The following is a 12,563-nucleotide window of genomic DNA, read 5'->3' on the forward strand; positions in this document are numbered from 1 at the left end:
GTGCTCATGGTTTTAATCTACTAACAGTCGGATACGAAGACCCTGTTGGTCCTGTTATCCGAATTTGTAACTAACGCTGACTTGATCATATTTGGTATTGGTTCAAGGGCATGAGCCGGTATCTCAGTGCTTGAGCGTTCCCAAAAACGAGACTCTGATTTTGGGTGTACCGAACAATCCAGTCAAGGCGTGCACCGATCCAGTTGGTCAATTCTCTAATGCGCCTCTAAGTTTATGGGCTATCGTCAGGTTTTCCATCAGCCGTCAATTGCTCGATCCTGGCTTCTAACTTCTGCAGTTTCTTGCGCTGTCGAGCCGACGCAGCGCTGGCGTTGTTCTTTGCCTTGTTTGCAATGGCAGCCTCTTCGACGGCCTGCTCCATTTTTTCTGTGAGCTCAGCGACAGTCTCATTCATCCACACACGCTCGCTTTTGAGGCACGCGGTGGCTTCATTCAACTTGGCCTCCCCTGCCCTGAGTTGATGGAGTCGCTCAGCATATCTGTTCTCCATAGCACGCTGCGCATCCCGCTCAGCATTGGTGGCATGTTGGTGGGCTCGCTCAGCAGAATCTTTTGCTTTGCGAACGGCGCGCTCCAAATCAGCACGATTAGCCGCTCGATACCCCCGTGTGAGTAACGGTACAACGAAAAGCGCCAGGAATGCCCCAATCACTATGAAAGGCACCGTGTATTCCAGCAAATCCCAACCCATAATTTCTTCGGGGAGTTTATCCGGGAAACTCTTCGACAAGGTCAGTGGACTGAGGATCCCCCAGGCCCATTCATAGGCGAAATACGCCAGCACGCAGAGAACGACCACCACCATGAAAAAATTCATCGCAGGTACGTCTTATGCATAGCTTTCCATAAGGTCTATTTAGGCTAGCTCGCGATTATGCGAAGTTGATGACGGAAATCTCATAGCATCAGCCAGTTACGTCGCAACTACTTTACATAATATTTCCGTTAAGTTGAAGCAGTGGGCTTATCGCCATTCATCAACAACGGAGAATTATGTATGAGCCCCCATAGATCAACAGCAAAGAAACTCACCCAGAATGACCTGGTCTGCAGTGCATTGAGCCATGGAAGGAAATCAAAACATTGTTAGAGTGACTGCAGCGATTATGAAGGGAGCATAGCTGGACAGATCAAATCGCGGGCCACCGGCTGAGAATGGGATGTTATGTAGAGTAGAGGGTGCGTAAATATCTGATAGTCAGCCTGTTTTTGGGCCAACTTTGCATAACTACTTGCTAGCGTAAATACGTCTCAGTTATGTCCGGCCTGAAATGCCCCATTTCTTGGCTCACCGTTTCCAATGCCTGCGCCCGAGTGAAGCCCTGATCTTGCAGCTCACTCATCCGTTCCTGCGCGTAGCTGTGGCGCACACCGTGCGCACCGGCCGACCAACCCAGTGCCCGGGTAGACGCCGCACTGAACGAACTTGACCAGGTCTTGCCACCATTGAGATCGTAATATTTTGGGTAGTGCACACCTCTGTCTGTAAAGGTCATTGGTTCTGCCAAGCGCAACCCAGACAGTTGTTGTGCCAACGGGTTGGGAATCACCACTTCCCTCACTAACCCGCCCTTCCCTTGCACGGTATACCGCTGCCCTTCCCTGCCTTGAAACTTGCTCGGCAAGGCCGGCCGATGATCAGCGCCCCGCTCTGCCACGGGCATCAGACTGTGCAGTTCATGTGCCCGCAGTCCCGCCGCGTACGCCAGGCGTGTCGCCAAGGCATTTTTGTGCGACTGCGCACTGGCCACTCGTTCGACCTGCGCTTGTGTGTACGCCCTTGCCTTCAGTACCTGCGCCGTATCCGCTTTGATTACGGGCAACCGTTCTTTCGGAGGTAGCTTGGCCGACACATGCCACATCATCGCCTGCATGGCTTGGCGTTCCATGTCCAACGTCTTTTGACCCACGGACTGCCCACGGTGTTTGAGATACGTGATGGCCTGCTGTGGGTCCATGCCGCGCAGGCCCCCGGTCACTCGTTCCGCTTTGGCGTATTCCGCGACTCGGGTTAAGGCCTGTTCGTAGTTGCGCACCGTTCCGGCGGAACGCAATACGTTGCCCTGCAGCAACTTCATGACCGACGCCGCCTGGCGATCGGCACGCGCGAATTTACCCATGATTATGAAAGGTCATGCATGCTTGGCCAGCCAGCGCAGCACCGTGGAGTGCGCGACTTTGACGCGGTGCGAACGCAACCAGCGCTGCAGCTCCGCCACCGAGGCACCGGCCTCGCGGAGTGATAACAATTCGTCCTGGTAACGATCAAGGCGCGAACGGGCGTAACGCCGTTTGCGTATGGCGGTGGTTTCCTGGCGCAGTGCGGCCAGCTCTGACGACGGATTAAACTCGGTCAACAGCCTTCCTGTAAGAACACTACAAACTCTCAAAAAAGAGTCAGCGACAACTGAATGCCTATTAGCCCACGTTCGAACAGCGATGCTGTTCTGGCCGGACCTCTCGCGCCATCATCCGATTTAAAGAGTGGATAAACCTCTGCACCTACAACGCTGGGCGGGCGGATTTAACAGTTTTCTCTGGGGTACTCTCTCCGCTTACTGCGACTGGCGGGCGTCAGTATCGACCTAAGTCGATCGCGGATGTTTAGCCTGCTCCGGTGGACAGGTGTAGATGGCATGCGATCTACAAGCGCTAGTAATTACGATCAGGATAGCATAAATAATCGACCGCACACAATGTGCGTCATTATTTATGCGTGGAAGGCTGAAAAGCGCCGGGTCCCGCTGTGTTCTGGCACATTTATGTGTCTGACATAGCGGGGCCGCTCGAGGCCGCGGTCGCCCTTGTTTTGAGAATGTGCCGGCCTGAATGGCCGGGGCATGAACGAAGCATGGGCAGTCAGCTGGAACGAAGAGAAAGCTGACGGTGCGCAGCACCGGTGGTGGGTCATGCGCCATGACAAGCCACACGCTCGCTCAGGCATGACGTGTCATGAATGAGTGGGCACAACATCAGTGTCCCTGGACACTGGTGGCGTAGAGGCGGCATCGCCCGGGTCACCAGCGCCCCTGAGAGGGCCAGGTGAGCAGGGTGCCGTCTGGTGCAGGCTGTGTGCTGGTGGACGTTTAGGGGTTGGTTCGTGCGCTCACGGCGTTCACCACGTCGCTGATGAAGATGGATTGCTCCAAGCGTCCGGCCGCCACGACCACCAGCAATTCCGCCAGCCATTGGCCGTCGTGTAACGCGTAGCCGTTGAGCTGTAGCATCGTCAAGCACGCTACAAACGCGGTCCGTTTGTTGGCGTCATTGAAGGGGTGGCCCACCACGATCGCGTACGCCAATAATGCCGACAGCCGCACTGGGTCGTGATAATCCGGATCGAACAGCGCGTGATTCTGCACGCGCTGAGTGATGCTCGCTAGCGAGGCGTCACCGCGCAGGCCAGCAAGTCCGCCGTCGCGACCGAGCACCCGTTCATGAATATTGAAAATTTCTTGGTCGGACAGAATCTGGACTAATTTTTTGCCAGCCATGACAGTGCGTCTCCGTGCTGGTCGACGATGTCGTCGACGGCTTGCCTGACAGCAACGGGGTCGGCAATTTCCAGCTCAATGGCGCCATTAGGAACGTAATAGCCTTCCAGGCGGTTGTTCCTAATAATGCCAACGGGCTCGCCCGTGCGATTGGCTTCGTCCATCACGCGGGAGGGGGATTGTTTGAGTTCGGACACCGTTACCAGGTTCGTTGTGTTTTTCATGAGTATCTTTGTTCGTGAGTATTGATGTGTTGTGTGTGCTGGTTCGGTGTGTTTTGTTGATCGTTAATGTATCTAATTAGGTTCCTAATACGTACTAAATATAGTACTATTTAAGTTGAAAGGCAAGACCTGCTGTCGGGGCTGTACCGGATCGAGCAGCAGCGCTGCCGATGAGAGAGGATGCCTGAGTGCGAGGAACGATGGATCATGACCACATCAATGAACGGCTTGCCAGCGTGACAGCAATGTATGACATTGTGGGTGGTCGATCCCACCAGGCGCTTCGATGAGCATCAGCAAAGGCACCTTCCATCTCTCGCCAGAGCAGCGTCGGTTTAAAGATCTGCTGGCGCTCTACCCTACCTTGGTCAGCTATTGGGATTTTGAGGCGTGTCGTTGTGATGAGGCGGGCCTGGATGAGGCCATGGGTGTGTTCTCCCATGGCGAACAGATCATGGCCGCGTTTTTTCGCAGTGTGTGGTCGGGTAATGACGCCCACCGGTTTGAGTTTATTGATGCGGTCAGCACATTAGGTCCGGAGGATCTGCAGGTGATTCTTGGGTGGGCAAAAGACCCATTCTTTCCGTAGAGGGGACTTGGCTACGCAGTCCCCAGGGTAATGGCCGGATCAGTTGTCAGAGTGGTCATCGTGCAGCGCGTGTGCGGCCACACTTGCCATGATCGCCAAATCCGTACTGTCACCTTTGTTGGGTGCTGCGTCGCTGTTAGTGGACTGTGCGTGCGTGTCCTTGGCCAGGCTGGTTTGCTCGGCGATCAGTACGACGGCAATCAATGCGGCCACAATCACCAGCAACAGAATAATCCCTAGTGCATGACTCACCATCGTGGTGCCTCCTGTGGCGATGCGGTGGGTACGGTCGTTGATACCCTACCACGGTTACCGGTCTTCATGGCTGAGTTCCCTGCCCTGTCCCAGGTTTGTACCCCTGTGATCTGCCAGAGGCGGCGCGGTTGGCGTGGTTGAGCAGACGGGTGCTGTGTGCGATCGCTTCATTGATGACGCGTTGTTGGTCGTCGCCTTCGATGGTGATGGGTCGGCCGAGCAGGGTTTTACGGAACACCCATCGCCCCATATGGTAGCGGACGTCGTTTGGGGTGATGCGTAGGAATGGCGTCGCGTCTCCGGCGTGTTCTGTGGGGTCAGTGGGTGCCATTGGGGTCCTCCTCACTGAGGGCCTTGATGGGTTTCAACTTTTTCTTGAACGCCTCGAGACTCTGGAAGATGTGCACGTCACCCACGGTCGGATCAATGCGGTGGAACACGGCGGCCAGCTGATTCGCCATTTTGTCGTCCTCGGCAAGCCAGTAGACGCGGTCCATCTGTTCACTGTTGTGGGCGGCTTTGTAGTGCTGGATCACCGCCGCGTAGCGTTTTTGTGATTTGACGTGCAGTTCAATTTCGAGTGCGAAGATGGCGTCTTCGGTGGGGTGTGAGATGACAATGTCGGGGATCTTGTCCTGCCAGGCATGGTCCTGGATGTTCTCGATCGACTAGCCGCAGTTCAGCAGCGCAATTTTGACTTTTTGGACCTCGACTTTATGGGGCAATGCCATCAGTGATACCCGGGACGGCTCGAACCCTCGAACGTTGTCGGGCAACACGCCGGATTCATCAATGGCGTACAGGCCACGTTTGGTGATGCCCCACAAATCGATCCCTCGCCCGGCGAGGTTTTTAATGGGGTGGTGTTTTACCAGGTGTTCCTTCACGAGCTTGTTCAGCATGCCCTTGATGCCTTGACGCGAGGTGTACCCCAGAAGCTCTTGCAACACGGCCGTGGTCGAGTACGTTTCGTCCTGCAGGAAGCTCAGCGCCTTGAGCGTGATGGCTTCTCGGTGCGCGTGTTGCTCGGAGCGCGGCATCAGGCCGGCGGTTTTCTTGGTGGTCATTATGGTGGTCTGGATGGTTACTTCATCGTTACCTTAGGGTAACGATCACTATCGCATAGTGTATCGCATGTCTCTAACCGTTAGGTGATGTTTGTGTGCTTCGCGCTGCACTGGACGTTCCGCACTGCGCAAGGGCTGGCGCCCTCTTTTCGGCCTTCTGTGCTGGACGCACGCCAGGACCGATAATTCACCCCGCGCGGTCGGGCTGCGCCCGTGACCACCTGCCTTTGGCACGGTTTTCTACGGAAAACCTCCCGGCTCGCGTAGCGAGACGGTCGCTTCTCCTCAACCGCCAGTGCGGAGCGTTGCTCCTGCTGTCGGTTTAGAAACCCGGCGAACGCAGGTGGTCACGGCCTTGCCGCGACGCGCGCAGTCCCTGTGCCCTCCTCTCTCGCTGGGGCTCGATCGTCAGTGACCCCGCTGGGGCGGTCTCACAGAGCCTGGCCAAATCTTAGGGATTTGGCAGAAACGTGAAGGGCAAACGGATGTGTCTATGCTGTCGTGGCTGTGGGTATTAGTGTTCAGGTGTTGCTTGCGAGTGAGCATTAGTACGGGTGCGTTCCACCTCACGCCAGAACAGCGCCGGTTCAAAGACCTGCTGACCGCCTACCCTACTCTGGCCAGCTACTGGAATTTTGAGGCGTGCCGTTGTGATGAAGCTGGCGTGGAGAAAGCCATGGGTGTGTTCTCTCACGGTGAGCCGATCATGGCGGCGTTCTTTCGCCGTGTCTGGTCGGGTAACGATGCGCACAGTTTTGGTTTTATTGACGCGGTCACTGCATTGGGCCCTGAGGATCTGCAGATGATTCATGGGTGGGCGAAAGTTCCCTTCTTTCCGTAGCCTTAACTAGCAAGTGCGGGCTTGTGAGTGGATTTACCGGTTGGCTTCGTAATAGGCGCGCAGGATGGCGTTGATTCGGCTCTGGTAGCCCTTGCCCTGATTCTTGAGCCACATCAACACATCATCGTCCAGGCGCAGTGTTAATTGCTTCTTTGTTGGTGGCGTGACCACGGTTGCGTTGCGAAAAAAATCGGCATCAATTTCCGGAATATCGCTGTAGTCGATATCCTCATCCTGCATAGCATCAATGCGTTTCAAGTCGCTTTTGGTAGATTTCTTGCTCACGGCGATTGGCCTTTCTCATGGAAATGATCCGTGTATTGTCACCACGGGGTGTGTGGGCGATGACTACGATGCGCCCTTCTAGCGACCCAAGCGGAATGAAACGTGGTTCGCCATAGTCGGCACGCGTATCTTCAATGGTGATGCGCTCATCGTCGAAGGCACTTTGGGCGTCGTCAAAGCTCAATCCATGCTTTTTGAGATTGAGCTTATTTTTGTTGTCGTCCCATTCAAGCAAAACGATGCTTCTATTTGTAACTACAAATGTAACTACAAATATACGTAAAATCAAATGCTCAGATGCGGCTGTTGGGTTTCGTTGCTGTACAAGGTGTGGCACGTGCCACATTTCGCCGTTCTGCAGAGTAGTGCGACCTCGATCGATACAGCGTGATGGTCATTCTCGGATGGGAGAATGATCCCTGGTTCTTCGTGTGGTCCGGGCTACCATCGCTAGTACTTTCAGATGATAGTAAGTGAAAGTAAATGATAGTACTTTCTAGTGATAGCAAGTACTTCACAAAGATAGTGCTTGCTATGAACTGCTAGCGTCGTAAGATTTCAGGGGTCTGATTCGCGTTATCATTTGCGCAAATTCAAAGGAGCCCTTCGTGCCTGTTATCTCATTTGTCAGCCCCAAAGGTGGGGCAGGAAAATCAACCGCCGCTTTATTGCTCGCCACTGAACTTGCACAAAAGGGTGCTCGCGTCAGCGTGATTGATGCCGACCCACTAGGCTGGATTAGCGATTGGGGTTCAAAGCCTGATAAGCCCCGAAATTTAGAGATTCTTCCCAAACCCACAGAAGAAACTGTTATTGACCAGATCGAAGCAGCGCAGCAGCGTAGCCAGTTTGTGATCGTCGATTTGGAAGGCACCGCCAATATGCTGGTGGCTTTTGCTATCTCACAAAGCGATTTAGTGGTGATACCTACTCAGCCTTCCCATATGGATGGACGTGGGGCCGCTCAGGCGATCAAGTTGATTAAGCAGCAAGAAAAAGCGATGCGTCGCTCGATTCCGTATGCGGTTTTATTTACCCGCGCTAAGGCGGCTATTCGCACGCGCAGCCAGGGCAATATTGAAGCCCAGCTGAAGAACGCGGAGATCCCTGTATTTCAGACCCAGCTTTTGGAGCGTGAAGCTTACCGCTCGATATTTTCCTTTGGTGGCACGCTCAAACAGCTTCCGGCTAATACCTACAAGCTTGATGATGCGATTAAAAATGCCCGCGCTTTTGTGGGCGAGGTTATCAGTCTGGTGACAGCCCATCGCAATGCGGAAAAACGCGGGAGTAGGGCAGATGAAGCACAAGAGGAGATGGCATAAATGAGCACTGATAAACAGCGCGCCGGACTAGGCTTTGAAGATGAGCTGGATAGCATCGATTTTGAAAGCTGGACACCAGACAAAAGCGATAATCATCGCTCCAATATTGACCCCGAAACTGTGCGCAAGGTTGCGGAAAAAGAAGGCTTTACCAGCCGTGAGCAATTACCGCAAAAGCCGCCTGCAGATAATGGTAACCCGACGGTAAAAGCGAAGAAGGAAAAACCCAAAAAAGAGCCGACAGACCAGATTAATTTTCGCGCCAAAGTCTCCACGATAGAAGCTTTTAAGGCGATCTGTGATTCTCAGGAGCCGAAATGGCCACATGGTTATGCGTTAGAGCGTGCACTAAAGGCTCTTAAGCGCGAGTTGGAAGGGTAGGGCACTAGGGTCTTGAAGGACTCTTTTGAAGCCGTAATGGCTAAATAGTATTGATTAAAGCAAACGCTCTTGCCGTTTCTTTGCTTCGCGTCCTTTGCAAAAGCCTAGGAACGCTGCGTCAGGATCTTTGAGCGGAGGGCAGTCAGTATCTATCCAGTAATTTACCCAGTCTGATTCCCAAGCATACACATCTTCGCCGCGCGGAATAATAGCTTTGGCTTTCTCGTGGGTATCCGCATTGCGGAAGAAAGGCCTGCGCTCGGGGCGTTTTTTATCTTTCCACCATTGAGTGCGATTTTTAAAAGTCACCTGATCGGTATGCTCGTTATATTCAATCAAATAATCTGGCAGATGATCATGCTTGACGATGTTTTTGATAATCAGTCTGAATTTTTTTACAGGGCTTTGTGAACCGCTTTTTTTATGGAGCAACTCGAGGCTCACAGGCCATTGCTTTTGCTGCCCGCAATGTTTGCGGGCAATCTCATAGATGCGCCGCTCTAGCGGTTTACGTAGCCGAAAATAATCCCGGTTGAGGGTAAGCACCGCATTATTGCGAATGGCATCAAACACCCAATCCGATATTGTGAGTTCAAGCCAGAGCAGGCGACCATTCAGGCCATTTTTACGCCGGATAGAGCCTTGATCGATGAGACCAAAATTATTGTATTCTTCTTCATCGCCGGCAGTGATATTGGTGCTGATGCGTGTACCCGCCAGGCGGTCTACAGCCTCGCACAGCGCGCTATAATCTTTGCCCGATGTTCCGCGGTTGGTGAACATTAAAAGCTCGTGGCAGTTGATACGAATGCGCCTATCAACGCGTTCGCCGCGATTGAGCTTGGCCATGATCTGGGAGATGGCGTAGATCAATACATCTTTATCATAAATGGTGGCGAGGCCCTTAACGCTTGGCGTAATTTCGAGCCAGTTGCCATTGTGTTCATATCGCCGTATGTTGGTTTCAGGCTTTTTCGAAAGAGCGTAAAAAGGATGCTCCATTTGCGGCATGATGTCTTTGAGCACCGCATCAGCCACATCGCAGATAAATAAATCCGGCGTTGGGTATTTTTCGGGTAAGAGCTGATTTACGGTCATTCTTATTAAGTTCGGGGTTTTAGGAACCAATCGAGTCATATTCGGGGTTTTAGGAACCGCTGTCAATATTCGGGGTTTTAGGAACCGGGTTTTGGCGCAATATTACTGTGGATAACTCGGGCTACAGTTCGGGGTTTTAGGAACCCAAAGCAGGATTTTAGGAACCAATCTTCGGGGTTTTAGGAACCACTCTTCGGGGTTTTAGGAACCGAGTATTTTCTTTTATTATTCAATATCAATAGGTTATGAGCAATATCGACGCCCTTAACACAATACTTAACACTAAATAACACTGTTCTTTAACACCACAACTCTCAAACACAACAAACAACAGATAAACGTGCCCAAAAGCACCTACCCTTCGATCGCTACGCTCACTCCGCCCCAGCTCTTCGAGCTGGCCTAATAACGCCTCGCTCGTTGAGCGAGATTTCTTTTAAAAGGGCCTCATTGCCGGCCCTCTTGGCCTTCGGCCAATTCACCCGCTAGGATACTTGCGAAAGGATGATATTCATTTTATGTTATCTGGGCGGTACAGGCGGGGACGCCGATGGCCGTAAAGGGTGATTTATCACCGGCCCTGCTTTCTACTCGATAACTCCAGTGGAGGGCAGGGCTTTTATCATTCTCGCTGTTCAGCGATTTACTGTTATATCCCCCGACGAAAACATCTGCTATTTGTATAGCACTAAGTGCTATACTTAGAGTTGACCATCAGAGCGTGTCTGCGGGTATTGAAAAACAAGTCGTTCAGTAAATGGGCCACTAAGGAACGCATCAGCGACAACGCCTTGCAAACGGCCGTCGACCAGATGGAACGAGGCCTAGTGGATGCAGACTTGGGTGGCCATGTGTTTTGTGGCGACTGCAGGCAAAGGGAAAAGTGGCGGTGTCCGCACGCTGCTCGCTTACAGGGCCGGTAATAAAGCGTTCTTTGTTTATGGTTTCGCTAAAAATGCGCGAGCCAACATCAAGGACGATGAATTAGAAGGCTTGAAGAAACTGGCGAAGGAATTGCTAGCGTATACGGATCGAGCGTTGGCTCGTGCCATTGAGAGTGGCGCATTAATTGAGGTAGAGAACGATGGATAAATCAATTTTGGATGTGGTGCACGACAGCACTAAAGATTTGCACGATGCTGGTGTGATGGATGATGTCACGCTGCGCGAGTTCGATGCTTTGTGCTTGCCGCCGGTGAAGGAATACACCTCTGTGCAGATCAAGCGCCTTCGACTGAAATCGAAGGCCAGCCAGGGTGTGTTCGCTGCGTACCTGAATATCAGCACTTCGACGATTCAGAAATGGGAGCGAGGCGCAAAAAAGCCCAACGGGCCATCACTCAAGTTGCTCAACCTTGTTGATCTCAAGGGCTTGGAAGTCCTCGCTTAAATTGTCGAAAATAAGTGAGTAACTGGAGTTCAGGCCGGCTTACCCGCTTACAATCCACGGCAAGATATAACGCTCAACTACTATAATGGCACTCACGATCAGAGCCGCGATCATGCAGCAGAGTAGGGCGGTATTCCAATCCATGGATATGAAATTCTTATAGGTTATAAAAAAGGGCTACCGAAGCAGCCCGCATTCACTTCACGCCCCAGGCTTTCGGCACTCCCAGCCACCAGATAAGGCGCAATGGCATTCTAACAGTGTTTTTATATCGTTTTAAGCGAAGCTGTGCGCTCGAGAGTGTCACGCTTAGGGTTTTACCCCGCTAAACTTTATTTCAGTCACGTAGGAGCGTGTTTTTTCAATCTATTTCACTAACGCAGCTAAAAAGGCGATAATTCGCCGTCTGAAAAATGAGTCACGCTATAGGGAGAGTTAAATGGCGAAAATAGTAAATATCGCTGATCCTGAGAATGCATCACTGCATGTCAGTGTTGAAGAAGCCGAAAAGGCGTTAGCTGTAATGCTTGATCGTTGGGGCAGCCAAGGTTATGCAATCGTTCCCCATTCGGACGATGCTAATCGCTATACCGTTTCCGATAAGACAGGCCAGTTTATTGGCGAATTTCATATAGAGGATTAACAATATTGTGAACATCCTTAATACCCTGATATTTTTTCTTTCTGTTGTCTTGGGTTCTTATCTGCTCGGCGGCGGTATCTATCGTTACGAACACCTAAAGATTGGAGTTGCTCACAAAACCAATATAATCACTGGAGATATTTTTCTTTGTGCGATGGATCAGGAGTGCCTACTGATTGGTGAATCGAAGCCAGAAAGACCTACAAAAAATGTTGGTATCGCTAAGCCAGCCAAAATTGATCCAGATGCAATTTATTCTATTTCCTATATTCGTAAAGGCTATTCCCAGTACGATGACTGGAGCGATGAAGTTCTTGCTGAAGGCCTGTACAAGAAATATATTGAAGGTAGAAAAGATCCGGCATCCAAAAAAGCTTTTTTTGAAGTTATTGGATTTAAGGTAGATTAATCCAGGTCAACGCAATCTCTCATGGCCGTCAAGAAGGACTTGGTTCCTGCCGAAATCAGGAGAGTGTCTTGCTTTCGGCGGGACTTGGGAGAAAATAAAACCCCCAAATACCAGGGGGTTTTGTAGTACCCGGGACCTAGGTACCACTTTATTCCGGGCACATAGGTTACACAATATGGCATTTGAGGAGAACCTCAGATGCCCTGGAAAGAGTGTAACCGTATGGATGAACGACTCCGATTTGTAGCACGATTGCTCGACGGCGACAAAATGGCCGTGGTGTGCCGAGAGTTTGGTATCTCTCGCAAAACCGGCTACAAGATCTTCAATCGCTATAAAGATTTTGGGCTCAAAGGCCTGGAAGACCGTAGCTCAAGCCCTTATCGTCACCCCAATAAGCTAGCGTTCCAAGTGGAGAAATCCATACTCAGGATAAAGCAGGAACACAGCACCTGGGGAGCTCCTGCGTATACCACTGAAGTCTGCCACCTATTCCAAGCGAAGCCTGCCACCCAAACCACGGGAATGCTGCCACCTCATC

General features: G+C 51.8%; 22 protein-coding genes. 10 read left to right on the forward strand and 12 right to left on the reverse strand.

Features of this window, described 5'->3' with window-relative positions:
- Nucleotides 1–232: 232 nt before the first annotated feature.
- From Q0688_RS22310 to Q0688_RS22330, 5 genes are all read right to left on the reverse strand, one after another.
- The gene (locus tag Q0688_RS22310; protein ID WP_299082552.1) at nt 233–838 is read right to left on the reverse strand and encodes a hypothetical protein; all 606 of its coding nucleotides are present in this window, start codon (nt 836–838) and stop codon (nt 233–235) included.
- A gap of 418 nt (nt 839–1,256) precedes the next feature.
- Nucleotides 1,257–2,141: a site-specific integrase gene (locus tag Q0688_RS22315; protein ID WP_299082553.1), complete on the reverse strand. Its 885-nt coding sequence runs from the start codon at nt 2,139–2,141 to the stop codon at nt 1,257–1,259.
- Nucleotides 2,142–2,153: 12 nt separating this feature from the next.
- Nucleotides 2,154–2,378, reverse strand: a complete 225-nt coding sequence (locus tag Q0688_RS22320; RefSeq protein ID WP_299082554.1) for a hypothetical protein — start codon at nt 2,376–2,378, stop codon at nt 2,154–2,156.
- Nucleotides 2,379–3,107: 729 nt separating this feature from the next.
- Nucleotides 3,108–3,515: a type II toxin-antitoxin system death-on-curing family toxin gene (locus Q0688_RS22325; RefSeq protein WP_299082555.1), complete on the reverse strand. Its 408-nt coding sequence runs from the start codon at nt 3,513–3,515 to the stop codon at nt 3,108–3,110.
- Nucleotides 3,497–3,739 carry a hypothetical protein gene (locus Q0688_RS22330; protein WP_299082556.1) on the reverse strand — a complete coding sequence of 81 codons (243 nt, stop codon included), beginning with the start codon at nt 3,737–3,739 and terminating at the stop codon, nt 3,497–3,499. Before Q0688_RS22330 ends, Q0688_RS22325 begins: the two co-directional genes overlap by 19 nt.
- Before the next feature lie 286 nt (nt 3,740–4,025).
- Here Q0688_RS22330 and Q0688_RS22335 point away from each other — a divergent pair, with 286 nt between their 5' ends.
- A complete protein-coding gene (locus Q0688_RS22335) occupies nt 4,026–4,328 on the forward strand; it encodes a hypothetical protein (RefSeq protein WP_299082557.1) in 303 nt (100 codons plus the stop codon).
- A 39-nt stretch (nt 4,329–4,367) separates the two neighbouring features.
- Here Q0688_RS22335 and Q0688_RS22340 read toward each other — a convergent pair whose 3' ends face one another.
- From Q0688_RS22340 to Q0688_RS22355, 4 genes are all read right to left on the reverse strand, one after another.
- Nucleotides 4,368–4,583 (reverse strand): hypothetical protein, encoded by a 216-nt coding sequence (locus Q0688_RS22340; RefSeq protein WP_299082558.1) that lies wholly within the window; start codon nt 4,581–4,583, stop codon nt 4,368–4,370.
- 64 nt (nt 4,584–4,647) lie between these two features.
- On the reverse strand, nt 4,648–4,914 hold the full coding sequence (locus tag Q0688_RS22345) for a hypothetical protein (protein WP_299082559.1): 267 nt from the start codon (nt 4,912–4,914) through the stop codon (nt 4,648–4,650).
- Complete coding sequence (locus Q0688_RS22350) at nt 4,901–5,119, reverse strand: hypothetical protein (RefSeq protein WP_299082560.1); 219 nt, start codon at nt 5,117–5,119, stop codon at nt 4,901–4,903. The genes Q0688_RS22345 and Q0688_RS22350 overlap by 14 nt, the downstream gene beginning before the upstream one ends.
- Nucleotides 5,120–5,251: 132 nt before the next feature.
- Nucleotides 5,252–5,650: a hypothetical protein gene (locus Q0688_RS22355; protein WP_299082562.1), complete on the reverse strand. Its 399-nt coding sequence runs from the start codon at nt 5,648–5,650 to the stop codon at nt 5,252–5,254.
- A 538-nt stretch (nt 5,651–6,188) separates the two neighbouring features.
- Here Q0688_RS22355 and Q0688_RS22360 point away from each other — a divergent pair.
- A complete protein-coding gene (locus Q0688_RS22360) occupies nt 6,189–6,491 on the forward strand; it encodes a hypothetical protein (protein WP_299082564.1) in 303 nt (100 codons plus the stop codon).
- 33 nt (nt 6,492–6,524) lie between these two features.
- On the opposite strand, the gene Q0688_RS22365 is transcribed toward Q0688_RS22360, so the two are convergent.
- Entirely contained in the window at nt 6,525–6,749 is a 225-nt protein-coding gene (locus tag Q0688_RS22365) for a BrnA antitoxin family protein (RefSeq protein WP_299082566.1), read from the reverse strand.
- Entirely contained in the window at nt 6,736–7,113 is a 378-nt protein-coding gene (locus Q0688_RS22370; protein ID WP_299082568.1) for a BrnT family toxin, read from the reverse strand. The genes Q0688_RS22365 and Q0688_RS22370 overlap by 14 nt, the downstream gene beginning before the upstream one ends.
- A 271-nt stretch (nt 7,114–7,384) precedes the next feature.
- On the opposite strand from Q0688_RS22370, the gene Q0688_RS22375 reads away from it, so the two are divergent.
- Together Q0688_RS22375 and Q0688_RS22380 are read left to right on the forward strand one after the other, a co-directional pair.
- A complete protein-coding gene (locus tag Q0688_RS22375) occupies nt 7,385–8,101 on the forward strand; it encodes a ParA family protein (RefSeq protein ID WP_299082570.1) in 717 nt (238 codons plus the stop codon).
- Complete coding sequence (locus Q0688_RS22380; protein WP_299082572.1) at nt 8,102–8,482, forward strand: hypothetical protein; 381 nt, start codon at nt 8,102–8,104, stop codon at nt 8,480–8,482.
- A gap of 54 nt (nt 8,483–8,536) precedes the next feature.
- On the opposite strand, the gene Q0688_RS22385 is transcribed toward Q0688_RS22380, so the two are convergent.
- Nucleotides 8,537–9,580 carry a replication initiator protein A gene (locus Q0688_RS22385; protein WP_299082574.1) on the reverse strand — a complete coding sequence of 348 codons (1,044 nt, stop codon included), beginning with the start codon at nt 9,578–9,580 and terminating at the stop codon, nt 8,537–8,539.
- 692 nt (nt 9,581–10,272) lie between these two features.
- Here Q0688_RS22385 and Q0688_RS22390 point away from each other — a divergent pair.
- From Q0688_RS22390 to Q0688_RS22415, 6 genes are all read left to right on the forward strand, one after another.
- Entirely contained in the window at nt 10,273–10,503 is a 231-nt protein-coding gene (locus Q0688_RS22390; protein WP_299082576.1) for a type II toxin-antitoxin system RelE/ParE family toxin, read from the forward strand.
- The gene (locus tag Q0688_RS22395; protein ID WP_299082578.1) at nt 10,412–10,672 is read left to right on the forward strand and encodes a type II toxin-antitoxin system RelE/ParE family toxin; all 261 of its coding nucleotides are present in this window, start codon (nt 10,412–10,414) and stop codon (nt 10,670–10,672) included. Before Q0688_RS22390 ends, Q0688_RS22395 begins: the two co-directional genes overlap by 92 nt.
- Complete coding sequence (locus Q0688_RS22400; protein ID WP_299082580.1) at nt 10,665–10,970, forward strand: DNA-binding transcriptional regulator; 306 nt, start codon at nt 10,665–10,667, stop codon at nt 10,968–10,970. The genes Q0688_RS22395 and Q0688_RS22400 overlap by 8 nt, the downstream gene beginning before the upstream one ends.
- 439 nt (nt 10,971–11,409) lie before the next feature.
- Nucleotides 11,410–11,613 (forward strand): hypothetical protein, encoded by a 204-nt coding sequence (locus Q0688_RS22405; RefSeq protein WP_299082582.1) that lies wholly within the window; start codon nt 11,410–11,412, stop codon nt 11,611–11,613.
- 7 nt (nt 11,614–11,620) lie between these two features.
- Entirely contained in the window at nt 11,621–12,022 is a 402-nt protein-coding gene (locus tag Q0688_RS22410) for a hypothetical protein (RefSeq protein ID WP_299082584.1), read from the forward strand.
- 222 nt (nt 12,023–12,244) lie between these two features.
- On the forward strand, nt 12,245–12,563 hold a 319-nt coding region (locus Q0688_RS22415; protein ID WP_299082586.1), incomplete at its 3' end, for a leucine zipper domain-containing protein.

The organism is uncultured Paraglaciecola sp. (assembly GCF_937123705.1).
GTDB lineage: Bacteria > Pseudomonadota > Gammaproteobacteria > Enterobacterales > Alteromonadaceae > Paraglaciecola.